Source organism: Sphingobium sp. RSMS (assembly GCF_005406185.4).
Lineage (GTDB): Bacteria > Pseudomonadota > Alphaproteobacteria > Sphingomonadales > Sphingomonadaceae > Sphingobium > Sphingobium fuliginis.
Window position 1 is genome coordinate 1049681 of the sequence record NZ_CM191258.1, and the last position, 24241, is coordinate 1073921.

Here is a 24241-nt window from a genome sequence, read left to right on the forward strand (position 1 = left end):
GACAGGCCATTTGCGTTTCAGCACCTGATGTAGCAACGGCGCCGGAGCGACAGTCCGTGAAGCTGCCCGACGAGGGAACGGACCCAGCATCGGATCGTGACGCGCGCCGCCGCCGCAAAGCGATGATCTCGGGCATGATCACTGGCCCGTCGGGCGCGCTCGGCGCTGCCAACACCTCGGCCACCTCGAACACGCTCGGCTGATGGCGTCGCTCCGGCAGAACTGCGAGACCCGGCTGAAGGGGATGCAGTCCATCCGCTCCGACTATGAGCCGGAATGGAAGGAAATCGCGCGCTTCTGCCAGCCTGCCCGGTCGCGCTTCCTCAACAGCGATACCAACAAGACGGCCCGCCGGCAGCGCAACGCCAGGCTCTACGACGAATATGCGATCGGCAGCTATCGGACGCTCGCCAATGGCATGACGTCGGGCCTGTCCTCGCCGTCGCGCCCCTGGAAGAAGCTCTCCACCTTCGACGACGCGCTGATGGACGAGCCGGAGGTGCGCTTCTGGCTGTCCGAGGTCGATCGGCGCATGGATGCCTTCTTCGCGCAGACCAACTTCTACGGTGCGGCGAAGACCGGCTATCATGAACTGGGCCTGTTCGGCACCGAAGCCTGCGTCATGGTCGAGCATCGCAGTCTCGGCATGGTGTGTCACGCCCTGACCGCGGGAGAATATTGGATCTCGATGTCGGACGCGATGGTCGCCGACACGCTCTATCGCCGCTGCCCGATGACGGTGCGCCAGACCGTGCAGTCGTTCGGCAACCGGGCCAGCAGCACCGTGCGAGCCATGTATGACCGGGCGAATTACGACGAGATCGTCGATGTCTTCCAGGCAATCGAGCCTGACCCGGAATGGCGGCCGGGCGATCCCTTCTCGAAGCCTTGGCGGTCGGTCTATTGGGACGAGAAGGACGATCGGGAAAAGACCCTGCGCGTCTCCGGTTATCACGACCAGCCTTTTTATGCCCCGCGCTGGGATCTGACCGGCTCCGACACCTATGGCTATTCTCCTGCGATGGAGGGCCTTGCCTCGATCCGCGAACTGCAGATGCAGAACAAGCGCGAGAATGAAGCGATCGACCAGCTGGTGAAGCCGGAGAAGGTGACGAAGCCCGGCCTGAAATTGACCGGCCAGCCCGGCAACATCGTGTCGGCCGCCGACATCGACAAGGATTCCGTGCTGATCCCGTATCAGCTGCCCTATCAGGCGATCCAGGCGATCGGGGGCAAGATCGACCGGCTCTATCGCAAGATCGACACCACATCCTTCGCTGACCTGTTCATGGCGATCACCAACATGCAGGGCATCCAGCCCCGCAATATCGAGGAGATCGCGGCGCGCAACGAGGAGAAGCTGACCCAGCTTGGTCCGACGATCGAGCGCGTGAACAACGAGAAGCTGTCCGTCGCCATCGATCGCGTCTTCGGGATCATGATGCGCGGCGGGATGCTGCCGCCGGTCCCGGAAGTCATGCGCGACCAGAGCGAGATCAAGGTCGAGTTCGTTTCCATCCTGACTCAGATGCAGCGCATGGTCGGCCTCGGCCAGATCGAGCGCACCGCTTCCTTCGTCGGCAACCTGGCGGGCGCGTTCCCGGATGCGGCGGACAAGCTCAACACCGACGAGATGATCGACGAATATGCGGAGCGCGCCGGCACGCCACCGAAGCTGATCCGCACCGCCGAAGAGGTGGCGAAGATCCGGCAGGCCCGCCAGCAGCAGCAGAACGCGGCGAAGATGGCGGAGATGGCCCCGGCGATGCAGCAGGGCGCGGATGCTGCCCGCCTGCTGTCCGAAACCGACGTCAACGGCCAACCCATGCTCGACACGCTGCTCGGATGACCCAGCAGGAAAAGGATATGGCCGATCTGCTGGCTCTCCCGGCATTCCGTCGGTTCATCTGGCGGTCGATTCAAACGTCCGGAATTCTGACGCAAGGAACGAGCGGGGCTGATGGCCGCGATCTCTCATTCGCAGAGGGGCGCCGCAGCCAAATGTTCGCGATCCTCGCCGATGTCGAAGCGGGCCAGCCTGCCGCGCTTCGCCACCCCCTCAACATCATGACGCTGATTGCGGTGCTTCGCGAGGAAGCGAACCCAGCCCCGAAGGAGAAGAAGAGTGCAACTGGTCGGTATGACGAAATTGCGGAATAGGCATAGCCTGCTGGCTGGCGTCGCCATGACAGCGCTCGAGCGGCGGGTCGGCCGATTCCTGCGCGCGCCGGATCACCCGACCGGCGATCCTGCGCCTGCTCCGGCTGCTGATCCCGCCCCGGCACCCGCCGCCGACCCTGCTCCGGTTGATCCGGCACCCGCCGCTGATCCCGCGCCTGCTGCGGTCGATGATGGCGACGACGATACCGCGCTCGGCGGAAAGAAGCCCGAGACCGATCCCGCTGACCCAGATGCGCCCAAGGAACCCGAACCGCCGGTCGTGCCGGAATCCTATGAGCTAACCGCACTCGAGGGCATGACCATCGACGCGGACCTGCTCGAAGAGGCTACGCCGATCTTCAAGGAGTTGGGCCTGTCCAATGACCAGGCCAACACGATCCTGCCGGTCGCCAAGTCCCTGATGGAGAAGACGCAGCAGTCGACCATTCAGGGCATGATCGACGCCGGCAACCAGCAGCGCAAAGCCTGGCTGGATGCGGCGAAGGCCGATGAGCAGATCGGCGGAAACAAGTGGGATGCCAGCCTCGAAAGCGCCGGTCGCGGCCTCGATGCGATGGGCCATCCCGAAGGGTCTGCGTTCCGCACGGCCCTCAACGAAACCGGCTTCGGCAACCACCCCGAAATGATCCGCATCTTTGCGAAGATCGGCTCGATGGTTGGCGAGGATGGTGACTTCGTGCGTCCCGATGCCGGGGCGCCGGTCAAGCTGTCGCGGGAAGAAGTCCTCTATCCCAACGACGTCAGGAAGGAAGGAGCATAAATTATGGCAACTCTCGGCTCTTCCTACCTCAACCTGATCGACATGTTCAGGGCGGGTGGGGACGCGGCGACTGCGGAAGTCGTGGAAGTGCTGAACCGGCTGTCGCCGGTCGTTCGTAACGCCTTTACGGTGGAAGCGAACAGCGGCACGACGCACAAGCACTCGATCCGCACCGGTCTGCCTTCGGTGACCTGGGGCCGCCTCTATCAGGGCATCCCGCAGAGTAAGTCCGGTCGCGCGGCCGTGACCGACACGACCGGCTTCGTCGAAGGCCTGTCGACCGTCGATACCCGCCTGCTGGACATCTCGCCCAACCCGGCTGCGCTGCGCATGTCGGAAGGTGAATCGTTCGTCGAGGCAATGGTGCAGGAGGCCGAAACCGGCTTCTTCTACCACGACGTCACGACCACGCCCGAGAAGTTCAAGGGGCTGTTCGCGCGCTATAACGCGCTGGGCGGCGGCGGTGCCGGCAACCAGATCGTCGATGCTGGCGGCACTGGCTCTGACAACACCTCGATCGCCTTCGTCACCCACAGCGAAAAGGCGACCCACCTGATCCACCCCAAGGGGACCAAGGCGGGCCTCCAGCGTGAGGACAAGGGCGAGCAGCGTGTCACCGACGCGAACGGCAACGCCTACTATGTGAAGGAAGAGCTGTTCCGCTGGCACCTGGGCGTTGCGGTCCGCGACTGGCGCTATAACGCGCGGATCGCGAACATCGACGTCTCCGACATGCAGGCGGGCACCGTCGACCTCTACAAGTTCATGCGGAAGGGCTTCTACAAGCTCCAGGGCGTCTATGCGACGGCCATGCGGAGCGCGGGTGGCCAGCTGAACGAAAACGCCTCGGTCGAAGGTCGCACGGTCATCTACATGAACCGCGGCGTCCTCGAAGCCCTCGACGCCATGGGCACCAACGCCTCGAACGGCGCGCTGATGCTCAAGCCGATGGAACTGGAGGGCCGCATGGTCCAGTCCTATCGCGGCATCCCGATCGAGGTGACCGACGCCCTGCTCAACACGGAAACCCGCGTCGTCTGACGCTGGCTGAAGGCAAGGAGGAAGACCATGATCATCGACGCAACTCTGATCTTCAGCGACAGCCAGGCGGTTACGGCTGACGCGGGATCGACCAACAACATCAACATCGGCGCGGCCGGGACGGCTTACGGCCATTCCGCGCCGGTCCGCCGCGACATCGGCATCGGGACGGAAATCCCGCTGTGGATCTCGGTCACGGAGGCGTTCAACAACCTCACGACCCTGACCCTGTCGCTTCAGACCGACGACAGCGCGGCCTTCGGTTCGCCAAAGGAGGTCGCCTCGAAGACCTACGCTCTGGCTGACCTGACGCTGGGCGCTCGCCTCAAATTCCCGGCTGAACTGCCGGAGGGCACGGACGAGCAGTATCTGCGCCTTTATTACGACGTGACCGGCACCGCGCCGACCACTGGCAAGATCTTCGCGGCGGTCACGGCCGGCGCGCAGACCAACTGAGGAGGGTTGGAGCAATGAGCGACGAAAAGGAACTGACCGGCAGCAACACCCACCGGGCGAACCAGCCCGGCTATGCCTCCGGCGTGCTGCTCCAGTCGGGCGATCTCGTCCCTGCCGGCATCCCGGTCAGCGAAAACTGGATGGACGAGGTCGAAGGCAACGGCAAGTTGCAGCGGGCCGTCAACGAGGCGCTCGATCCGCAGCCGGGCGATGTCGACCTCAACCAGCTGTCGAAGGCGGCGCTGGAAGCTCGCGCGGCCGAACACGGCATCAATCCGGGTGGCCTGACGAAGGCGGAACTGATCACTGCGATCAAGGCCGCCTACGACAAGGACCGGACCCAGTAATAACAGGGGTGGCGGGGGGCTTCGGCTCCCCGCCTGCTATCCATGCCCAATTATCAATCCCACACCCGGCAGCAGGGATCGCCAAAACGGCTCCCACAGACCACCGGCCAACCGCCGGAGAATGATTTTCGCGTCGGTGAAGTTCGGGCCGCGCCGGTTGTTGCGCTCGCCCTCTCCGATGTTATGGATGCCGACCGTCTCCTCGATGACGGTCCGGACATCGATTTTGTCGATACTGGCCCCAAGGGCACCCTCTCCTTCACTCTCAAAACCACCGGCATCGCACCGGCGACCTATGGGGCGGCGCTCAAGATCCCGGTCATCACCTTCGACAACAAGGGCCGCGCGACACTGGCGTCCGAAATCAGCCTCGGCACCGCGGCTGCGCTCGATAGTGACAATGATCCAACGCTGGCGGCCAACAGCGCCACGCGCCTGGCGACGCAGCAGGCGGTGCGCGCCTTCGTCTCCCAGGCGGTTGCCGGACTGCTCGAATATAAGGGCGATCTCAACTGCTCGACTAACCCCAATTATCCGGCGGGCGAAAAGGGCGACGCCTATCTGGTCACGGTCGCGGGCAAGATCGGCGGGGCGTCGGGCAAGTCGGTCGATATCGGCGATTTCATTATTGCGCGGGCGGACAATGCTGGCGGGACAGAGGCGTCGGTCGGCGCGTCATGGTTTGTTCTTGAGCATAATCTGGCCGGGGCGCTGCTCGCCGGGAACAATCTGTCCGACCTGCCCAATCTGGCGACGGCGCGCGCCAATCTGGGGCTGGCGATCGGATCGGACGTGCAGACCTATAGCGCGAAGCTGGCGGCCTATGCCGGCGGCGATACGCCTTCGGCCTTCACGCTCGGGATTGTCGATAGTGCTGACCAGACGGCATGGCGGACCGCGATCGGGGCCATGGCGTCGAGCGACTATGCGACTGGCACCTGGACGCCGACTGTCTCCGCAGGTTCCGGCTCGATCACCAGTTACACCGCGAGCGGGCACTACACCAAGATCGGGCGGCTCGTCATCGCCTCCGCCACGATCGACATCACGACCAACGGGACCGGCGCGGCGTTCGTCAACTTCTCGCTCCCCTTTGCCGCGTTCGCGAGCGCGATCCTGATGGGAACCGGGCGTGAAGGCGGCGTGACCGGCAATCAGTTGCAGGTCATCATCAACCCGACCGCAACCGACGCCAATGTGCTGACTTATGCCAACGGCTATCCCGGCGGGAACGGCGCCAAGCTGATCTGCACCGTCGCCTATTTCACCTGACCAGGCGCTGCCCCGTCGATTCAAGCGGTGGGAGCCGGAGCCTAGACAGGCGGCATGGCATCCCAACTCGGCATCTGCAACGAGGCGCTATCCGAGATAGCGGCCGATCCGATCAACTCGATCGAGGAAGCGTCATCTAGTGCCTTCTATTGCCGGATGCATTACGCCTCCGTGCTGGAAGAATTGCTCGGCTGGACCGATTGGGATTGGGCAATCCGCCGCGTCACCCTCGCCGCACAGGCGAATGATCGGCTCGGCGAATGGCTCTACCGCTATGCCAAGCCGACCGGGATGGCGGAGGCGCTGCGCGTCCTGCCAACTGTAACCCAGCAGGTCACTGGCCTGCCAGTGGTCGGCCCCTTCCCTTTCCCCGCCTGGGATGCGCTCGGCAAGCTGCCTTTCGCGATGGCCGCCGGCTCGATCTACACCAATGTCGCCGACGCGATCCTCGAATATCAGATCAATGCCGTCGATCCGGCTGTGATCGACCGCTTCGCCGCGCGTGCTGCATCCCTCGAACTCGCCGCGCGCCTCGCCATGCCGCTGAAGAAAAGCAGGGAATTGAAGGGCGACATGATCAAGCAGGCCGAACTGGCAAAGCAACGCGCCGTTGCGGAGAGCGAGAATCGCCAGCCTAGGAGCCAGACCGACTATGTCAGCACGGTCGAATATGCCCGCATGGGGTTGATCGATGGCCTATAGGCTCGCACAGCCCAGCTTCAGCAAGGGAGAAATCGCGCCGGATCTCTATGGCCGGTTCGATGTCGACGCCTATGCGACCGCGCTTCGCAAGGCCCGCAACGTCTTTGTCCTCAAATATGGCGGACTGATGAAGCGGCCGGGCACCCGCCTGGTCGCCGAAGTGCTGGACGCGACCCGCCCGATCCGCCTTGTTCCGTTCCAGTTCTCAATCGAGCAGGCCTATGCGCTGGAGATGGGGCACGGTTACATGCGCGTCGCCGCGGCTGGCGGCCTCGTCCTCAACCAAGAGCTGGCCATCACCGGCATTACGAACGAGGTCCAAGCCAAGGTCACGGCGGCCTATCACGGCTACAGCGTCGGCAACATGGTCTATCTGTCGGGTATCGATGGCGACCTCGGCGACCAGCTGAATAACCGCTTCTTCCCGGTGGTCGCGGTGGTCGATGCCAATAGCTTCCGCGTCGGCATCGATACCAGCGCCATGCCCGCCTTCACCGGAGCGACCGGCGGCACGGTGCGCACGGAGGCGCCGCCCGCCGATCCTGTCGATCCCGTCATTCCCGATCCCGTTAACCCCTCCGATCCGCCCAGCACCGGCGGCGGCGGCAACGGCTGACCGGCACCAAGGAGGAAGCATGGGCGTCTCGCGCGTCTTCAGGGCAGGAACGCCTTACAACGGCGTCGAGCTGTCAGAGATTGATGTCGAGCAGCAGGCCGACACGATGTATCTGGCGCATATCGACCATCCGGTCACGAAGCTGGCGCGGTCGGCGCATGACAGTTGGACCTTTTCGACGGTCTCTTTCGGCCCAAAGATCGCGCCGCCAACCGACGTCACCATCGATGTCCACATGCCGAACGTCGATTCGGAGAATGGCGGCAACGCCTATTTCCCGCAGAACGCCCGCTATTGTGTCACGTCAGTCGATGTCGATGGCTTCGAAAGCCAGCGGTCGGACGGCAACATCACCGCCTATAACGACCTGTCGCTGAAGCGGAATTACAACTTCATCGAGTGGACGGCAGCGGCCGGCGCGGTCAGCTACAAGGTCTACAAGGCGTCGAACAGCAGCTTTTACGGCTATATCGGCAGCACCGATGTTACCGAGTTCGTCGACGACAATATCGGCCCTGATCTCAGCACGGCACCGCCGGAAGCCTATAACCCTTTTGGGGGGGCAGGCGATTATCCCTCGACTGTCACTTTCTTCGAACAGCGCCTGTTCCTCGGCCGCACCCGCAACAGCCCCAATGCGATCTGGGGGAGCCGGTCGGCGGAGTTCGAGAATTTCGACCAATCTATTCCGCTGCGCGCCGACGACAGCATCGCGCTCGCCGCCAATGCCGGGCGCGTGAACGCCATCAACCAGCTCGTGGCCACGACAAGCCTGCTCGCGCTGACCTCGGACAGCCTGTTCAATGTTGAGAGCGGTTCGGACGGCGGCTATCTGACGGCCACGCCACCAGCAACCGTCCGGCGGCAGATCGGGCGCGGTTCCTCGCGCCTCAACCCGCTCGTCGTCGACAATGTCGTCTTCTACGCCCCCTCGGTCGGCAGCGGCGTTCGCTCGCTCAATTACAAATTCGAGATGGACGGCCTGACGTCGGACGATGTGTCGATCTTCTCGCCCCACTTCTTCGAGGATCTGAGCATCGTTTCGTGGTGCTATGCGCAGGAGCCGCGCTCGCTGATCTGGGCGGTCCGCTCCGACGGCAAGCTGCTGGCCTTTACTTGGGAGCAGGCGCAACAGGTCTGGGGGTGGACGCTGTGCGAAACGGATGGCTTTGTCCTGTCCTGCTGCTCGATCCCGGAGAATGGCGAGGATCGTGTCTATCTCACGGTCCGGCGCGCCATTGACGGCGTTGAGCACACCTTCATCGAGCGGATGGCATCGACCCGCTGGGAGGCGGTCGAGGATTGCTGCTATCTCGATTGCGCCGTGTCCTTCTCCTACGATGAGCCGCGCGCGATCTTCCGCAACCTCTGGCATCTGGAAGGGCGCGAAGTCTGGGGGCTGGTCGATGGTTTTGTCGTCAAGGGGCTGACCGTCACAAATGGCACTGTCACGCTCCCGTCGTCCGCCGGCTCGGCACGCAAGGCGACCTTTGGCCTGCCTTATGATGTCGACATCCAGACCATGCCGGTCATGTTCAGCGCGGGAGGTGGCTCCAACGCGGCGCGGAAGCAGCAGCCCGGCGAACTGGTGTTGCACCTGAAGGACAGCCGCAATGTCCTTGCCGGTGCCGGGCGCGAAGACGGCGCGCAACCGCTCCAGCTGTTCGAGATCAAGTCCCGCGGCGATGAACCCTGGGGCGTGGTCGATAGCCTGAAGAACGGCAAATATCTGATGGACTCGCCTAATGTCGTGAGCGGTCAGGCCTCAGTCTATGTGAAGCAGACGGACCCGCTTCCCCTTACTCTGCTCGGCGTCTTCTTGGACCCGATCGTCAACGGATGACGGTCGAAGTCGTGAGGGCACGGGCCACCCATATAGGCCCGATCGCGACCCGGATGCGCGCCATCGACCGCATCGAGTGCGAGGCGATGGGCCATTCGCCGAAACACGCGCTGCGACAGGGCTTCCTCAATTCCGATCGCTGCTGGACCGCGCTGGTCGATGGGCGGCCGGAAGCAATGTTCGGGTCTGTCACCGTCTCCGCGCTCGATCGCCGCGCGACTGTCTGGTTCCTCGGCACCGACGAGGTTTACCGGCACGCCAAGCTGCTGCTCGCATGGGGGCCGTCCCTGATCCGCCGGGCGGTCGATTCAAGGTGGATGGCTGAAAACCTAGTGTCCAGCGCGAACGGGAAGGCGATCAGGCTGTTGCAGGCATGGGGCTTCACCGTCGAGCCAGAGGAGCAATTGGTGTCCGGCGTCCCCTTCCGTCATTTCTGGATGATCCGCGATGTGTGATCCCTTGACCCTCACGGCCATCGGCACTGGCGTCGCCACAATCGGCGCGGGCTTCACCGCGCTCCAGGCGAACGCGCAGGCCAACTACCAGGCCAAGGTCGCCGACCAAAATGCGAAGCTGTCAGCGGAGGCGGCAAGCCGCGCGCAGGAAGCGACGCAGGACGAGGCGCTCCAGCATTACCGCAAGGTCGCTCAGCTGAAAGGCCAGCAGCGTGTCGCGATGGCGGCCGGAGGACTGGACGTCGATTTCGGCAATGCCGCTGATCTGACCTCCGACACCAACATGCTGGCGCGCGAGGATGCGCGGCGCATCTATGACCAGGGCGGGGAGAATGTGCGCGGCTTTGACATCGAGGGCGCGAATTATAGGTCGCAGGCGAAGGCCTCGCGCCAGGCTGCAACCGGCGCGCTGGTCGGTGGCGCCTTCAACATGGCAACCACGGCGCTCGGTGGCGCCCAGCAATATAGCAAGCTGCGCTCCCAAATGGGCGGCAACTCGTCGTTCAAATGATGATCAGGACAGCAGCCACCACGCCAGCAACAGGAGCAGGAACCCTGCGCCCCACAGTTTGAGCAATTTATCGCCCTTGGCGTCGCTGGCTTCCCACTGCTTCAACCGCGCTGATCCCGGCACGACGTCTTTGGGCTTGCTGCCGTTGCTGGCCGCACTGAGCGCGAAGATGCCCGCCATGATGTAGAGGCTGAAGATGCCGCCCCAGATGGCGCCAGGCTCTGTCACGCTTCCTCCTTCCGTCGATTCAATGGGCTAGCTGGCTCGAATACCTATACGGCTCCACCAAACGAGGCAAGACATGCCCCGCATCCCGACCTATGGCGCTGCAACCGTCAGCCCAGCCCAGACAACCAGCGCCCGGTTCCGTGCCGCCGACAATAATGGCGGCGTCGGCGGTGCCATCGCTCGCGGCCTCGAAGGCGCGGGCGGTGCCGTCGTCGATTTCGCGGAGCGTCAGGCGAAGATCGAGGATGATCTGGCCCGCACCAATGCCGACAATCTCTATCTGAGCGCCAGCACCGCGGCGAACTCCGCCGTCAACGATCTGAAGACCAGGCTGGGAAAAGATGCGCTCGATTACCGTCCGTCCGCTGGCAAGGCCATTGACGACGCCTTCTCGTCCACGCTCTCGCGGGCTGACCGGCTGACACGCCGCTATCTGGAGCCGCAGTTGTCCCGGCTGCGCGTATCGGCCGAGAATGAGATGTCGTCCTATGCCGTGGGCCAAAGCCGCGTCTATCAGCAGGAAACGGGCAAGGCCAAGCTGACCAACGCGATTGAGATGGCAGTTGCCGCCGACGATCCGGCAAAGCGTTCTGAGTTCATTCAGCAGGTCAAGGATCAAACACGTGCGAACCTGTCGATGGCTGGGCTTGCTGACCCAGAAATCTTAGCATCGGAAGAGCGGAAGGCGGTTTCTGGCACACATACCGCTGTCACGAACCGCTATTTGGCCGACAAGAATGTCGAATTGGCAAACGCCTATTTCGAGGCCCACCGGGACGAAATGACGGCGGGTGATGAGGCGTCGCTGTCCGCGTCGTTGGCCGCCCCGTTGCAAAAGCGTTGGGCGTCCCAGCAGGTCGATGCCCTCATGACGCTGCCGCCGATCGGCGAGCCGGGCAAGGCGGCTCCGCGCGGCACACCAGTCACCGACGGCGCAGGCGCGATCAAGGCGCTTTTCCCGCAGGCCCATGTCACCGACAATAAGCGCGACCCCGACAGTGCACTCGGCAAGGCCAACCCGCGTTCTTGGCATGTGAAGTCCGCCGCCGCCGTCGATGTCCGTCCGATCCCCGGCATGACCTTCGACCAATATGTGAAGGGCGTCGAGGATGCGGGCTATACCGTGATCGAGGCTCTGAACGAGGTTGGCTCCGGCCGGTCCAAGCACGCGACCGGCGACCACTGGCATATAGTTCTCGGTCAGGGCGGCGGCGGTGTGGCTCCGTCGGCCCGTCGCTGGGATTTGCAGGATCTGACGTCGAAGGTTTACGCAGCAGCCAAGACGAATGGCTGGACCTTTGAACAGCGCGAAGCGGTGCTGGAGCAGGCCAAGGATCGCGTTTCGTTCGACGAGCAGCTGAAGGCGCGCGACGAGGCTGCGGCCGATCGCTCGGCGAGCGAATGGGTGATCAGCAAGGGCGCCAGCTTCACCGACATTTCCCAGATGCCGGCGTCGATCCGCAACAGCCTGTCGCCGGATGCTGTGCGCAGCTACATGGGCGTGGCGAAAAGCAACTCCAAGCCTGTCGAGGTGCCCGCCAACGGCATGACCGCGACCTCACTCGAACTGATGCGCATCATGGAGCCGGAGAAATTCGCGGCCACGCCGCTCGGCAAATATGCAGGGCAGGTCACGCGCGCCGAGATGCAGGGGCTGCTGGTCGAGCAGGCGAAGATCATCAAGGGCGATCCCGACAAGTCGATCCGCAGCAAGGTCGCGTCGACCATCTCCACTTTCGGCGTCGAGGACGGGCTGACCGGGAGCAAGGAGGAAGACCGGAAGAAGCGCGTCGCCGTGCAGAAGATCATGGAAACCGAGATTTCGGCCGTGACCGGCGGCAAGCGGAATCCCACCGACGACGAGCTTTACCGCGCCTATCAGTCCGCGACCCGCGATGTGACGTTCACCGTCAACACCACGTTTGCCGGCATCCCGACGGGGCAGGCGCAGCGCACGAAGCCCCGCTTCGAACTGGAGGCGCGCGACATCCCCGAGAATATCCGCCAGCGCATTGTCGCGGGCTGGACCAAAACCTATGGCGGCGCGCCCGACGACGAGCAGATCGCGACCGCCTATCGCAACGGCAAAGGGCGTTTCTGGTAATGGCGACCGATCCCTATAAGTATCTGGACGCCATGCGCAGCCGGTCGAACGTGCCGGCGCAATCCGGCACCGACCCTTTCGAGGCCGAGCTTCAGCAGCAGCGCGACGACGAGCTGGCCTATCGCATAAAAGTCGCCAGGCCGGACGAGGCCGCGCGGGTTCGCCCCATTGCAGAGGCTCGCGGCCTGCCGCCGTCGGCAGTCGCCAGCAACCTCCCCGCCTTCGAAGCGGAGGCCCGCGCTGCGCGTGCGAAGTCGATCATGCAGCAATATCCGGCAATCGGTCGCTGGTCGGCCAAGCCGGGCAACGCCACCATCGCCGCCGACGATTACGACAATCTCGGTCTGTTCGGCAAAGCCTTCTACGGGGTCAAGAATTTCGGCTCCTATCTGCTGTCCTCGGTCCCGGAATTTACGTCCGGTATCTGGGGCGCGCTGGGCGGCATCACGGAGAATATGGCGGCGTTGACCCCGTCGTCTGATGCTGAGCGCCGCATGGGCGTCCGGTCCCTGGCCCAGATCGTCGCCGACTTCGCCAACACCCGCCAGGTCGAGGGCCAGCAGATGGCGAAGAACCTGCAACCGCAGGTCGATAACTGGCTGGCGCGGAATCTGCTCCAGGGCGTTTCGTCGACTGGTTCCACGGCTGCGGCGGTCGGCATCGGCATCGTCGCCGGTCCCGGTGCTGGCGCGTCCGTCATGGGCACCAGCGTCGGCGGCAATGAATATGCCAAGGCCCGTGGCGCTGGCGTTTCCCCGACTCGCGCCGCGATTTATGGCATCTCGCAGGGCCTGATCGAGACGGCGACCGAGCATGTGCCGGTGTCGCGCCTGGTTGGCGACCTCGCGGCCAAGTCCCCGCTTGGCAAGACGCTGATGCGCCAGCTGACCGCCGAGATCCCACAGGAACAGGTTTCGACCTTCCTGCAAGATCTAAACGAGTGGGCCACGCTCAATCCCGACAAACCCTTCTCGTCCTTCTTGGCTGACCGCCCGCGCGCTGCGCTCGAAACGCTGGTCGCCACAGTGGGCGGTGTCGGCACGACCGTCGGCGTCACCAAAGCGGCTGAGCGCACGGCGCGGATCGCGACCGATGTTCTGGATCGTCGCCAGCAGGCGGCGCAGGCCCGCGCGCATGGCGCCTTTCTCGATGAAGTCGCGGACGCCACCGGCAAGGCCAAGACGACGGGCCGCTCGCCCGAAGCCGTCGCCGACCTCGTCCAGCACCTGGGCGACGATACCGGCAATGATCGCATCTTCATCCCGTCCGAAGCCCTGCGCGCCTATGAGCAGTCGGACGGCTATTCGGGGGAGTTCGACAGTTTCCGCGATGCCGTGGATGAAGCCTATGCCACCGGCGGCGATCTCGTTCTGCCGATCGGCGAAGTCACGAAGCTGGCGGCTACCCCGGCATGGGGGGCGCTGAAGAACGATATGCGGCTCTCGCCCGGCGGCATGTCGGTCAACGAGGCCCAGACCTTCGAGGATTCCATGGCCGACGTCATGGATCAGCTGTCCGAGCAGGCGGCGCAGGAAGCGGAGGCGGAGCGCGCCGCGCGGGAACCGCGCCAGAAGCTGCAACAGTCCATTGCCGACAAGCTGATGACGGCGGGCTTCACCCCGGCGACGGCGATGCAGCAGGCCGAGCTGCTGACGCAGCGCGAGGCGACGCGCGCAGCCCGCATGGGCCGGGAGTTGTCGGGACAGGAGTTTGATCCGGTGGAGGTCCGCCAGATCCTGCCCCCTGCCCTCGCCCAGATTCAAGCCGCCGATTCGACGGACATCCTGATCGAAACCATGAAGGGCGGGAAGGATGCCCGCACGGCGGCCGATCCATCGCTCATGGACTTCATCTCCAAGGGCGGTGGCATCGTTGATACCGGCGGCGACCTGCGCGCTATGGGCGCCGATCAGTGGCATCGTGGCAAGCCCGGCAAGCGCAAGCTGGTGAAGGATCAGGGCGAGCTGATCGACGAAGGCGGCCTCGGCCAGAATGAATATGGGGCTGATGCCTGGGCGCAACGCGCCTGGGAAGCTGGTTATTTCCCCGACTTCGGGCAGGAGCGGCCGACCGCGAACGACCTGCTCGACGCGATCAGCGAAGGCGTGTCGGGCCGCGACAGGTTTCTGACCGCCAAGGAAAAGACCCTGCGCGATGCAGCCCAGGAACTGCGCGGGATGCTGGAGAACCGGGGGATCGATCCCGACGCCGCCAGCCGGAAGGAGATTAAGGACGCGATTGCCGCCTATCAGCAGGAGAGCGAGGGGCAGGCGTTCGACCAGGCTTATAATGATGGCCCGCGCGGTCGCATCGTGTTCCCGTCCGCCGGCTTCGGCACTGGTCCCAGTATCATCGAGCTTTTCCAGAGCCGCGATCAGTCGACCTTCCTGCACGAGACCGGACACCTCTGGCTCGAGCAGCTGCGCGCCGACGCGATGGAGGAAGGCGCGCCAGACCAGTTGAAGGCGGACTGGCAGGCGGTGCAGGACTGGTTCGCCGCGAACGGCCATCCCCTTGCCGATGGCGCAATCCCGACCGATGCTCATGAACTATGGGCGCGCGGCGTTGAACGATACCTGATGGAAGGCAAGGCACCCACCCCGTTGCTGCGCCGTGCCTTCGAGCAGTTCAAGGCGTGGATGGTCGCCATCTATCGCGCCGTCGACCGGTTGAAGGCGCCGATCACGCCCGAGATCCGCGCCGTTATGGATCGGCTGATCGCTACCGACGAGGAGATCGAGCAGGCCCGGCAGATCCAGAACATCGAGGCGCTGTTCGCCGATAAGCCCGCGACCATGACGGACGAGGAGTTCGCGGCCTATCAGGCATCGACGGAAGCGGCGCGCGGCGAAGCCCATGACGCCCTGCTCGCCAAGGTCATGAACGCGGTGAAGCGTCGGGTCACGAAGGAATATAACGACCGTCGGGCAGCGGTCGAGGCGGACGTCGCCGCGACTGTCGATGCCCGGCCTGAATTCCGTGCGCTGCGCCAGGCGCGCGAAACCCCGCTCGATTCCACATGGATCAGGGAAGCCCTCGGCGAAGACGCGCCGGGGATGCTGCCCAAGGCGGTGCCGCCGATCCACAAGGAAGGCGGGGTCAATCCAGATGAGGTGGCCGAACTGTCCGGCTTCACATCCGGCGACGAGATGGTCCGCGCCCTGATGGGCGTGGAGACCGCGCGCCGGCAATTGAGGGAGGGAGGTGATCAGCGGTCGGTGCGCAAGGCACTGATAGATCAGGAAGTCGATGCGCACATGATGGAGCGCTACGGCGATCCGTTTACCGATGGCTCGATCGAGGAGGAAGCGCTTGCGATCATCCATAACGATCAACAGGGCGAAGTCATCGCCGCCGAAATGCGTGTCCTGGCGCGCTCTACAGGCCAGCGCGTTACGCCTTATCGCATTGCGAAGGATTGGGCGGCGCGGTCAGTAAGGTCTGGCAAGGTCGCCGATGTGGCGTCCCGGTCGATGATCCAGCGCTACCAGCGCGCCGCGGCGAAGGCGGGCAAGGCGGCCATGGATGCGGTGATCGCCGGGGACAATGCCGAAGCGTTCCGGCAGAAACAGGCCCAGATGCTGAACAATGCGCTGGTGTCTGAGGCGAAGCGCGCGGCCGACGAGATCGAGGCGGCGGTGAAGCGCATGGACAAGGTCGCCTCGAAGCGGACCATTGCGTCGGTCGATCAGGATTATCTCGAACGCGCGCAGGGTCTGCTGGAGCAGGTCGACCTGAAACAGCGGTCGCAGCGCTTCCTTGATCGGCAGGAGAGTTTCGAGGCGTGGGCGCGCGAGCAGGAGGAATCCGGGCGCGACATGATCGTGCCGCCGTCCTTTGCTGCGACGCTAGGAACGACGAACTGGTCGCGCCTCTCGGTCGACCAGCTACTCGGGTTGGACGCCGCTGTGAAGCAGATCATGCACCTCGGGCGACTGAAGCAGAAGCTGCTCGATGCGAAGGCGGAGCGCGATTTCGAGGCTGTTGTCGGCGAAGCGGTCGCCACGGCAGGCGGCCTGCCGCAGAAGCCGACCACGGCGTCCTTCGAGGAGCCGGGCTGGTTCGACCGGGCAAAATCCTTCGTCCTCGGCATCGATGCCGCGATGCTGAAGATGGAGACCGTGTTCGACTGGCTCGATCAGGGGCCGAATGGCGTGTTCAATCGCGTCGTCTTCCAGCGGTTCGTCGATGCGCAGGAGCAGAGGCGACTGCGCACGGCCGACATGATGCGCCAGCTGGAGGCTGCGCGCCTGGAGATCCCGGAAGCGATCCGCAAGCGGTGGGGCCAGAAGGTCACGCTGACCATGATCGACCCGGACACCGGACGCCCTGCGGTGATGACGCGCGACAAGCTGATCGCCATGGCGCTGAACATGGGCAACGAGGGCAACGCCCGGAAGCTGGCAGGCGGCTATCGCTGGAACGAGCAAGGGATCATGGACGCCCTCAATGCGGAGCTGACCCCGCAGGAATGGCAGTTCGTACAAAAGACCTGGGACATCATCGATACGCTCTGGCCGGACATCGCGGCGCTGGAGCGGCGGGTGAACGGCGTTGAGCCGGACAAGGTCGAGGCTCGGCCGGTGATGACCACGGCAGGCGAGCTACGCGGCGGTTACTATCCCGTCGTCTATGACCCGACCCGCTCGCTCGACACTGAGCGGCAGAACGCGGTCAGCGGCGACAAGCTGTTTGAAAGCGGCTATCGCCGGGCCAACACCCGCGCCGGGTCCACCAACGAGCGCACCAAGGTCGAACGGCCGGTGCTGCTGTCCTTGGCGGTGATCTCCCGGCACGTCGGCGAAGTGATCCACGACATCACCCACCGTGAAGCTGTGATCGATTCGCACCGCTTCCTCAATGACAAGCGGGTCATCACCGCCGTTCGGGACGCGCTGGGCGAGCATATCCAGAAGCAGTTCAACCCCTGGCTTCAGCATATTGCCAATGAGTTCGCCTATGATGCGCAGGGCATGGGGTCGGTGGAAAAGCTGGTCAAAGGCCTCCGCACCAATGCCACCTTCGTCGGCATGGGCTATCGCGCATCAACGACCCTCATGCAGCTTGCGGGCGTGTTCAATACCGCGGAACGGATCGGCACGCGCTGGGCGGCGGAGGGCGTCTATCGGTTCGCCAAGTCTCCGATCGAGACGATGAATTTCGTCATGGCGACCAGCCAGGAAGTTGCGGCCCGGTCGGAAACGCTCGATCGCGACATCCGCGACGCTGTGCGCCGCGAGCAGTCGAAGGTCGGCGCCCTGTCTGACGTCAAGCGGTTCGGCTTCTACATGATCGGCATGATGGACCGCTTTGTTTCGACGGCTGGCTGGATCGGCGCCTATAACAAAGGGCTGAGCGAGGGCATGTCAGACCGCGATGCCATCGCGTTCGCCGACAAGGCCATCCGGGAATCGCAGGGCGCCGGTGCAGCGAAGGATCTGGCAGCGATCCAGCGGGGCAAGGGTGCGGCGGGCGAAGCGGGCAAGCTGCTGACCATGTTCTACAGCTATATGAGCGCCTATTATCAGCGCCAGCGCACGATCGCGCGGGACTATGGCACGGCGTTCCGCACCGGATCGGTCAAGGATTTTCCCGGCCTGCTGTCCCGGACGGTCATGCTCTACCTGATCCCGACGATCGCCTCGGAGCTGATCGCAGGGCGCGGTCCGGACGATGATGAAGATTGGGCATGGTGGGCGATGCAGAAGGTGGGCCTGGCTGCACTCGGCCCCATCCCTGTCGTGCGCGACGTCGCCGGCGGGATCGCCTCGGGCTTCGGCTATACCTTCACCCCGGCGGCGGGCGTCGGCACCTCGATCGTCAATGCGGCGAAGGACATCGGGCGTTTGATTGAGGGCGAGGAGACGAAGCGGGCGACCCGCGATGTGCTGGAGATGGCGGGCTATCTCGGCGCGCCGGTAACGGGGCAGATGGCGGCTTCGGCCCAGTTCCTTGTCGATGTCGGTGCCGGCGATCAGCACCCGGAGACCTTCGGCGATTGGTGGGAAGGCATCACGAAGGGGAAGATCAAGAAGGACTAGCGGCCCCGCTTCTTCGCCAGCACCGCGGCAATAGCCCGGGCCTTAATGTCGGCGCGTTCTTCAGCCATCAGGGCAGTGATCTTCGGAAGGGCTGTTTCGCCTCCAGCGGCTACAGCCACTCGGGCTATCGATTTCCGCACATCCTCTTGCTCTGCCGGGCAGCTGCCGAAGCCGCCCTCGGCAATGGTTTCGGCAGATTCGGCCGGGACGATTAACGAGACGGCGGCCGTCTTTACGCAACTTTCCCACTTCGCGCGCTTCTCTGCGAACGATATTTCCTGCGCGCTTGCGCTGACCGAGATGGCGGCGAGAGCGATGCCCGCAACAATCCCCCGTCGATTCAAGCCCTTTGTCATGCCCTCTAATTACTTGCCGTCCACCCCGGAGGCAAGAGATGGCAGTTTCAACGACCGACACCTACTCGGGGCCATATGAGGCCAACGGGGTCACGGTCGCATTTCCGTTCACCTTCAAGGCGGTTTCGGTCGATGACGTCGCGGTCTTCATCCGTCCCGCGTCGGGTGCCGATCAGCTTGTCGATCCGAGCGCCTATAATGTGACGCTGGCAGCGGAAGGCGGAACCGTGACCTTCGAGGCGGCCCCCGCATCGGGCAACGTCTATGTCGTGTCGGAGCCTTCCTTCCTCCAGAGCGTGATTTTCGCTTCAGGGCAACCTTTCCTTCCCGGCGTCGTCAATGAAGTGAACGACCGCGACGTTGTCCGCGCGCTCTACCTGAAACGCGAAATCGAGCGCGCTCCCAAGACGCCCATCGGTGGCGGTGCCGACGGCCGCTTCCCTGTCGTCATGCCTGGCGGCGGCTGGGGCTTCGCTTCCGGCACCGGCGCAGACGACGGCTTGCGGACCGACATGGCGGACGAGGAGATCGGCGCGGCGCTGCTGGCCTACCGCCGCCCCGCCTCCCTTCCCGCCGCCCCCTCGGTCGAACGCAAGCTGTTCGAAATGCCCTCCATCACCGACTTCGGTGCGGCTGGCGACTATAACGGCTCGGAAGGCACCGACGACACGGCCGCCTTCCAATATTGCATCGACAACGACATCGCTGCGCGCATCCCACAGGATCGCAATTTCCTGATCGAGGGCGTGCTGGAGCTGCGCCCCAACTTCTCGTTCATCGGCGATGATTACCCCGGCGCCGGCGATGATGTCGCTGGCTTCCCGACATCGCGCCTTGTCTTTGCCGGGTCCGGCCGCTCGGCGATGGTCAATGCCGATCCGGGGAGCATCCTCAACAAGGGTGCTTTCGCCAATCTGGTCATCACCACGACGGAGGCGGCGCAGCTCGAATATCTGCTGGACGTCAACGGCCTGCTCGGCGGCCAGTTCATGTGGTTGACGATCGAAAATCGCTGGACCAATGGCGGCGCCATCCGCTCCCAGAAGGTCGGCAGCAACCCGACATGGGTCAATCGCATGATCGGGGTCAACATCAAGATCCCCGATGCCAGCACGCGCTCCACGCTCGATTGCGACTGGACCGATAGCGAGATTGTCGGCGGGAATTTCTCGGGCGGCGACGGCGCCAAGTTTCGCGGCAACGGGAACATGAAGTGCCTCGGCGTCCAGTTCGAACGTGCGCGCGCGGCGGGTGCTGGCGCCACCTGCTCGAAAGAGACGCTGAGCAACGGGGAACTTCTGTTCACCGCCTGCACGTTCGACGAGAATTTCGGGCGCGGCGTGCTGGTCACGGTCAAGGACAGCCCCGGCGGTGGCTATTACGCGCCGATCTTCAACAGCTGCGTCATGCGCAACCCCAATGCCGCGAAGGACTTCGAGTTCGATCCGACAGGCGCCGCTGGGATTTACGGCCCGACCATCAACAACACCATCTTCTCGGCGGCCGGTGTTACGCCGATCGACTTCGACCCGACCAAGTGGGACGTCAGCATCGGCGACAACAGCTATGTCGATCCGACCTGGATCGCGAGCCAGTTCTCCAACACCCGCAATCTGCGGCAGATCCTCGGCCGTCACGGCATCAATCTGCGGGGACCGCTGGAGGTGCGCGACAATCGCACCTATCGCGGCATGGCGAATATCGCCGCCATGTTCGGCATCGGTCTGGACGATGCCCCGATGGTCACGACCGGGATCAAGAACGGCACACTTCCTTTCGTCGGTGCGTCCCGAACGGCGGCGGGCGTGGCGACGGCTCTGGCCCTCGTCACGGACAATCTGGAGCGGGTGCTGATCCCAGTCGGCGGCATCCTCAATTACGCTGACGACGCTGCGGCTGCGGCGGGTGGCGTGCCTGTGTTGGGGCTCTACCGCACCGGCTCTGCGCTGAAGATCCGGATGGCCTGATGCGCGCCCAAGATCATGCAACGGCGAAAACGCCAAGGGTCGGGGCAACCCGGAATGCTTAACAACCGGGGGCAAACGTGACGGCTGAGATGTGGACGACTTTGGGCCAGTTCGGGCCGCTTGGGCTGATGATAGGGTATCTGGTTTGGGACAAGTCGCGCGGGGACGACACGCGCCAGAAGATCGACAAGGACCGCACCGAAAGCGACAAAGCCCTAGCTGCGGCCCTGTCTGCGCTGACCGTCACAATCCAGCACCTGGAGCAGAGGATTGGCAAATGAAGGCGGCGCCGACGCAGCAGGAGAAGATCGAGGCGATCCGGGCCGTCCGCTTGGCAGCGCATGAACTGTCCAATGTCTGTGCGGCGATTGTCGGCGGGACGGAAATGGCGGTTTCCCTGCCTACGGTGGACACCATTGGTGACGACACGCACGGCTTCATGACGCGCATATTGAAGGGCCTGCGCCCGAACGGGGGTGAATGATGAGACGCGAAATATTCGACGCCATCAAATCCGCCCGCGACGGCGCGCCCTTCACGCAGGCGGAAGTGGCGCGGGTGGACGGGTTGCTGGATAGCCTGGGTGTGCCGGTGGATGGCGCCCACAAGCACAAGCTCACCAATCCCGACGCCTTCTTCGTGGCTGTCCGCAAGGTCACTGGTCCGCTGGATCAGCAACAGGTGGACATCATCAACCGCCTGCTTGCCGAAGCCGCGCACCACCCGATCGCATGGCTCGCCTATGAGCTGGCCACCGCCTGGCATGAAAGCCGCCTCAAGCCGATCGAGGAATGGGGCAAAGGTAAGGGCCGTGAATATGGGAAGGTCAACAGCACCGGGAAAGCCCCGTATGGGCGCGGTCTCGTCCAGTTGACCTGGCACGCAAATTATCAGCGCGCCGACGACGAGCTGGGGCTGAAAGGCACGCTGATCGGGAACTATGACCGGGCGCTCGAACCAGAGATCGCTGTGCAGATCATGGTGCGGGGCATGGAAAAGGGATGGTTCACCGGCAAATCGCTCGGCACCTATATCGGCACTGGTCGAGGATCGCTGGATGACTTCACCGGTGCACGGCGGATCATCAACGGTACGGACAAGGCGGATCTGATCGCCGGATATGCGGTGAAATTTCAGGACGCGCTGATTGCCGGAGGCTGGGCATGAAAGTCCTCAATGCCCTCAAAGGCATCGGCGGCGAATATGAGGTCCAGCGTATCCTCGGTGCCTTTGGCTCGGTCGTGTTCATCGTGTCGGCCCCGGCGCTGGTGTGGGCGGGCAAGATACAGGCTTCGTTCGATAGCTTCTGCCTTGCGTACCCTGCGGGCCTTTCCGCCTGCATCCTCGCAACCGCTGGCGCCATCGCTCTCAAGGATCGGCAGGTCGCGAAAGCCAAGAACGAAGGGGCCGGGCAATGATCCTGTTCTGGCTGATCTTCTACGGCTGCACCTGGGAGGGCGAATGATGGCGCATCTCGCCGAAGTCCACACGATCTATGAATCCAATCCTCGGTCGATACCCGACATGCTGCGCCAAGCGGCCGACGGCATCGAACAGGAGAAGGACGAGGATTGCGACCAGACCGTGGTCATGGTGGCTGTGCAGGTCACGAAAAGCGGTGCGGTGCAGGTCTATGGCTGGGGCGACACGAACGACATTCATGCGCTCGGCGCGCTGATGGCCGGCGCGCAGCAGATCGGCAACATCATCTTGGACAGCGGCGAATGACCGCTGCCCTCGCCATCTTCCGCCGCTTCTGGCCCGCGCTTGCGGTGGCCGCTGTTCTCGCCCTGATCCTGCTCCTCGTCCGCTGCTCCGACCGTGCCCAGGACAGCGCCGTCGAACAGGCCCGCGATGCCGGCGCCTCAGAAGTCCGCGAGCAGGCCGCCACCTCAACCCTCACTCGAACCCTGGAGGCGATCAATGCCGAAGAAGCTGTCCGCCACGATCCTGCTGTGCGCGATGCTGCCTGCCTGCGCCACGCGCGAAACCCCGAGGATTGTTGACACCTCCTGCACCGCGTTCAAGGCGATCAGCTTTGCGGTGCCGAGCAAGACGAAGCCAGAGACGGCAGCGAACAGCTATGACACGCCCGCTACCGTGGACGAGATCATCGCCCATAATGCGCGGTGGGATCGGCTCTGCGCGTCAGAACAGCCGAAATAGGGCGCTGCCCGCGTTCCAGAATCCCTGTCCTACCGCAAGGACGGTGAGCGCACCAACGACCATACACTCGGCAACGAAGATCGCGCGCCTCAACACCAAGGCTCCCGCCGCCCGGTCCATGTCCGCGCCAGGCCTTCGCTCACCAGCTGATCGCCCAACGACCGCCCTCCCCTGACCAGCACACGCAGCTTGCGGCCATAGCGGTCGGTATCGCGATCGAGCGTCGCCAGGCTGAACGGCCCGGCGTTGACCAGCGATTGCAGGCGCAAGGTCGCGCGGCGGCCTAAATCTGCCTCCAGCGCGCACCGCGACGGATGGGTTTCGGGCGCATCGATGTCGGCGACACGGACCTTCTCGCCAGCGACCCAGAGCGTATCGCCATCGACAACGCAGTTATAGCCGCCTCCGGTGTGGCAGAGGCCGAAGGCTGCGGCGAGGATGAGACCAGCCAGCATTTCCCGATCTTCCTATATCGCGAACTTAGCCGACATTTCGACGGCGATCTTGCGCACCGAAGCAGCAGCTTGTTCGGTGAATGACAGGGCGTTTACGCCGAAGCCATCGATGATGAAGCTGACCCACACTTCTATCCGCTCGGTTACGCCCGGCGTGGGCACGATCCGCTGCGTCGCGGGGTTTATCGGGGCACCTTGGACCCGAACGCCTCCACCGAACCGAACACCCGACCCCCATGATACAGAGCCGTGCTGACTGCTGACGACGGTGCGCTTATCCTCGACTCGCTTCTGAGGCACAAGATCGATATGCTTCCCTCGCTGCACAATGTCATTCAGCGTCGGCAACCATTGAGCGCCGGTAAGGATATAAGGCTGATGGCTCCGCAGGTAATCGGTAAATGGCTGATGCGCTGCCGCGACCGACTTCCACCGCCACCGTCCCATTGAAGACGCGAAGCCCTGCTCGTCCGGCACAATCGGGAAATAGATTGTCGCCCGGGCCTGTTCGTCTGCCGAGAGGTGAGGCTTAACGTGCAGTTCCCAATAACGCCGCGCCAGTCGATCCAATACACTCCGTAGCTTTTCCAGCACTTCATGCGTCAGAAGAACGGCTCGCTCGGAAACGTGCTTCTGCCTAAGCGATGCATCATATTCCTTCCGCATTTCTGCGAGCAGTTCGTCGGCTCGATCCAAGGATAGCGCGATATTAGGATGCAACTTCAGCCCCTTCTAAATTT

At 63.8% G+C, this 24241-nt stretch carries 26 protein-coding genes and 1 pseudogene; 23 read left to right on the forward strand and 4 right to left on the reverse strand.

Going from position 1 to position 24241, the window contains the following annotated elements; translation table 11 throughout:
* The first annotated feature begins 56 nt into the window (after positions 1-56).
* From EGM87_RS22785 to EGM87_RS22845, 13 genes are read left to right on the forward strand one after another with little or no spacing between them, the layout of a single operon-like run.
* Positions 57-203 carry a hypothetical protein gene (locus tag EGM87_RS22785; protein WP_171009922.1) on the forward strand — a complete coding sequence of 49 codons (147 nt, stop codon included), beginning with the start codon at positions 57-59 and terminating at the stop codon, positions 201-203.
* Complete coding sequence (locus EGM87_RS22790; RefSeq protein WP_262857519.1) at positions 203-1849, forward strand: portal protein; 1647 nt, start codon at positions 203-205, stop codon at positions 1847-1849. Before EGM87_RS22785 ends, EGM87_RS22790 begins: the two co-directional genes overlap by 1 nt.
* Positions 1850-1866: 17 nt before the next feature.
* Positions 1867-2160, forward strand: a complete 294-nt coding sequence (locus EGM87_RS22795) for a hypothetical protein (RefSeq protein ID WP_253719192.1) — start codon at positions 1867-1869, stop codon at positions 2158-2160.
* A 25-nt stretch (positions 2161-2185) separates the two neighbouring features.
* Positions 2186-2941 (forward strand): hypothetical protein, encoded by a 756-nt coding sequence (locus EGM87_RS22800; RefSeq protein ID WP_171009927.1) that lies wholly within the window; start codon positions 2186-2188, stop codon positions 2939-2941.
* 3 nt (positions 2942-2944) lie between these two features.
* Entirely contained in the window at positions 2945-3982 is a 1038-nt protein-coding gene (locus tag EGM87_RS22805) for a major capsid protein (RefSeq protein ID WP_137708723.1), read from the forward strand.
* A gap of 27 nt (positions 3983-4009) precedes the next feature.
* Positions 4010-4438: a Bbp16 family capsid cement protein gene (locus EGM87_RS22810; RefSeq protein ID WP_137708722.1), complete on the forward strand. Its 429-nt coding sequence runs from the start codon at positions 4010-4012 to the stop codon at positions 4436-4438.
* A gap of 14 nt (positions 4439-4452) precedes the next feature.
* A complete protein-coding gene (locus EGM87_RS22815; RefSeq protein WP_137708721.1) occupies positions 4453-4785 on the forward strand; it encodes a hypothetical protein in 333 nt (110 codons plus the stop codon).
* Positions 4786-4827: 42 nt separating this feature from the next.
* Positions 4828-6057 carry a hypothetical protein gene (locus EGM87_RS22820; RefSeq protein ID WP_137708720.1) on the forward strand — a complete coding sequence of 410 codons (1230 nt, stop codon included), beginning with the start codon at positions 4828-4830 and terminating at the stop codon, positions 6055-6057.
* A gap of 54 nt (positions 6058-6111) precedes the next feature.
* Positions 6112-6759, forward strand: a complete 648-nt coding sequence (locus EGM87_RS22825) for a phage connector family protein (protein WP_137708719.1) — start codon at positions 6112-6114, stop codon at positions 6757-6759.
* Entirely contained in the window at positions 6749-7375 is a 627-nt protein-coding gene (locus tag EGM87_RS22830; protein WP_137708718.1) for a hypothetical protein, read from the forward strand. The genes EGM87_RS22825 and EGM87_RS22830 overlap by 11 nt, the downstream gene beginning before the upstream one ends.
* 19 nt (positions 7376-7394) lie before the next feature.
* Positions 7395-9218: a phage tail protein gene (locus EGM87_RS22835; protein WP_137708717.1), complete on the forward strand. Its 1824-nt coding sequence runs from the start codon at positions 7395-7397 to the stop codon at positions 9216-9218.
* Positions 9219-9271: 53 nt separating this feature from the next.
* Complete coding sequence (locus EGM87_RS22840) at positions 9272-9673, forward strand: hypothetical protein (protein WP_253719193.1); 402 nt, start codon at positions 9272-9274, stop codon at positions 9671-9673.
* Complete coding sequence (locus EGM87_RS22845) at positions 9666-10184, forward strand: virion core protein, T7 gp14 family (protein ID WP_137708715.1); 519 nt, start codon at positions 9666-9668, stop codon at positions 10182-10184. The genes EGM87_RS22840 and EGM87_RS22845 overlap by 8 nt, the downstream gene beginning before the upstream one ends.
* Before the next feature lie 3 nt (positions 10185-10187).
* Here EGM87_RS22845 and EGM87_RS22850 read toward each other — a convergent pair whose 3' ends face one another.
* The gene (locus EGM87_RS22850; RefSeq protein ID WP_137708714.1) at positions 10188-10412 is read right to left on the reverse strand and encodes a hypothetical protein; all 225 of its coding nucleotides are present in this window, start codon (positions 10410-10412) and stop codon (positions 10188-10190) included.
* A 73-nt stretch (positions 10413-10485) separates the two neighbouring features.
* Here EGM87_RS22850 and EGM87_RS22855 point away from each other — a divergent pair, with 73 nt between their 5' ends.
* Together EGM87_RS22855 and EGM87_RS22860 are read left to right on the forward strand one after the other, a co-directional pair.
* Positions 10486-12516 carry a M23 family peptidase gene (locus tag EGM87_RS22855; RefSeq protein WP_137708713.1) on the forward strand — a complete coding sequence of 677 codons (2031 nt, stop codon included), beginning with the start codon at positions 10486-10488 and terminating at the stop codon, positions 12514-12516.
* Positions 12516-18557 (forward strand): LPD22 domain-containing protein, encoded by a 6042-nt coding sequence (locus EGM87_RS22860; protein WP_137708712.1) that lies wholly within the window; start codon positions 12516-12518, stop codon positions 18555-18557. Before EGM87_RS22855 ends, EGM87_RS22860 begins: the two co-directional genes overlap by 1 nt.
* On the opposite strand, the gene EGM87_RS22865 is transcribed toward EGM87_RS22860, so the two are convergent.
* Positions 18554-18913 (reverse strand): hypothetical protein, encoded by a 360-nt coding sequence (locus EGM87_RS22865; RefSeq protein ID WP_137708711.1) that lies wholly within the window; start codon positions 18911-18913, stop codon positions 18554-18556. The genes EGM87_RS22860 and EGM87_RS22865 overlap by 4 nt on opposite strands.
* A gap of 38 nt (positions 18914-18951) precedes the next feature.
* Between EGM87_RS22865 and EGM87_RS22870 the strand changes: the two genes are divergently transcribed.
* From EGM87_RS22870 to EGM87_RS22905, 8 genes are all read left to right on the forward strand, one after another.
* Positions 18952-20880 carry a hypothetical protein gene (locus EGM87_RS22870; RefSeq protein ID WP_137708710.1) on the forward strand — a complete coding sequence of 643 codons (1929 nt, stop codon included), beginning with the start codon at positions 18952-18954 and terminating at the stop codon, positions 20878-20880.
* A gap of 77 nt (positions 20881-20957) precedes the next feature.
* Positions 20958-21161, forward strand: coding sequence for a hypothetical protein (locus tag EGM87_RS22875; RefSeq protein WP_137708709.1), 204 nt, complete (start codon positions 20958-20960; stop codon positions 21159-21161).
* Complete coding sequence (locus EGM87_RS22880) at positions 21158-21364, forward strand: hypothetical protein (RefSeq protein ID WP_137708708.1); 207 nt, start codon at positions 21158-21160, stop codon at positions 21362-21364. The genes EGM87_RS22875 and EGM87_RS22880 overlap by 4 nt, the downstream gene beginning before the upstream one ends.
* Positions 21364-22047, forward strand: coding sequence for a lysozyme family protein (locus tag EGM87_RS22885; protein ID WP_216614598.1), 684 nt, complete (start codon positions 21364-21366; stop codon positions 22045-22047). The genes EGM87_RS22880 and EGM87_RS22885 overlap by 1 nt, the downstream gene beginning before the upstream one ends.
* Complete coding sequence (locus EGM87_RS22890; RefSeq protein WP_137708707.1) at positions 22044-22298, forward strand: hypothetical protein; 255 nt, start codon at positions 22044-22046, stop codon at positions 22296-22298. Before EGM87_RS22885 ends, EGM87_RS22890 begins: the two co-directional genes overlap by 4 nt.
* A gap of 43 nt (positions 22299-22341) precedes the next feature.
* Positions 22342-22608, forward strand: coding sequence for a hypothetical protein (locus EGM87_RS22895; RefSeq protein ID WP_137708706.1), 267 nt, complete (start codon positions 22342-22344; stop codon positions 22606-22608).
* On the forward strand, positions 22605-22886 hold the full coding sequence (locus tag EGM87_RS22900) for a hypothetical protein (protein WP_137708705.1): 282 nt from the start codon (positions 22605-22607) through the stop codon (positions 22884-22886). The genes EGM87_RS22895 and EGM87_RS22900 overlap by 4 nt, the downstream gene beginning before the upstream one ends.
* A 37-nt stretch (positions 22887-22923) precedes the next feature.
* Positions 22924-23046: a hypothetical protein gene (locus EGM87_RS22905; protein WP_262857528.1), complete on the forward strand. Its 123-nt coding sequence runs from the start codon at positions 22924-22926 to the stop codon at positions 23044-23046.
* 89 nt (positions 23047-23135) lie between these two features.
* Here EGM87_RS22905 and EGM87_RS22910 read toward each other — a convergent pair.
* Positions 23136-23483: pseudogene (locus EGM87_RS22910) on the reverse strand (thermonuclease family protein); the annotation flags it as partial.
* 30 nt (positions 23484-23513) lie between these two features.
* Positions 23514-24221 (reverse strand): hypothetical protein, encoded by a 708-nt coding sequence (locus EGM87_RS22915; RefSeq protein WP_171407222.1) that lies wholly within the window; start codon positions 24219-24221, stop codon positions 23514-23516.
* Positions 24222-24241: the final 20 nt, after the last annotated feature.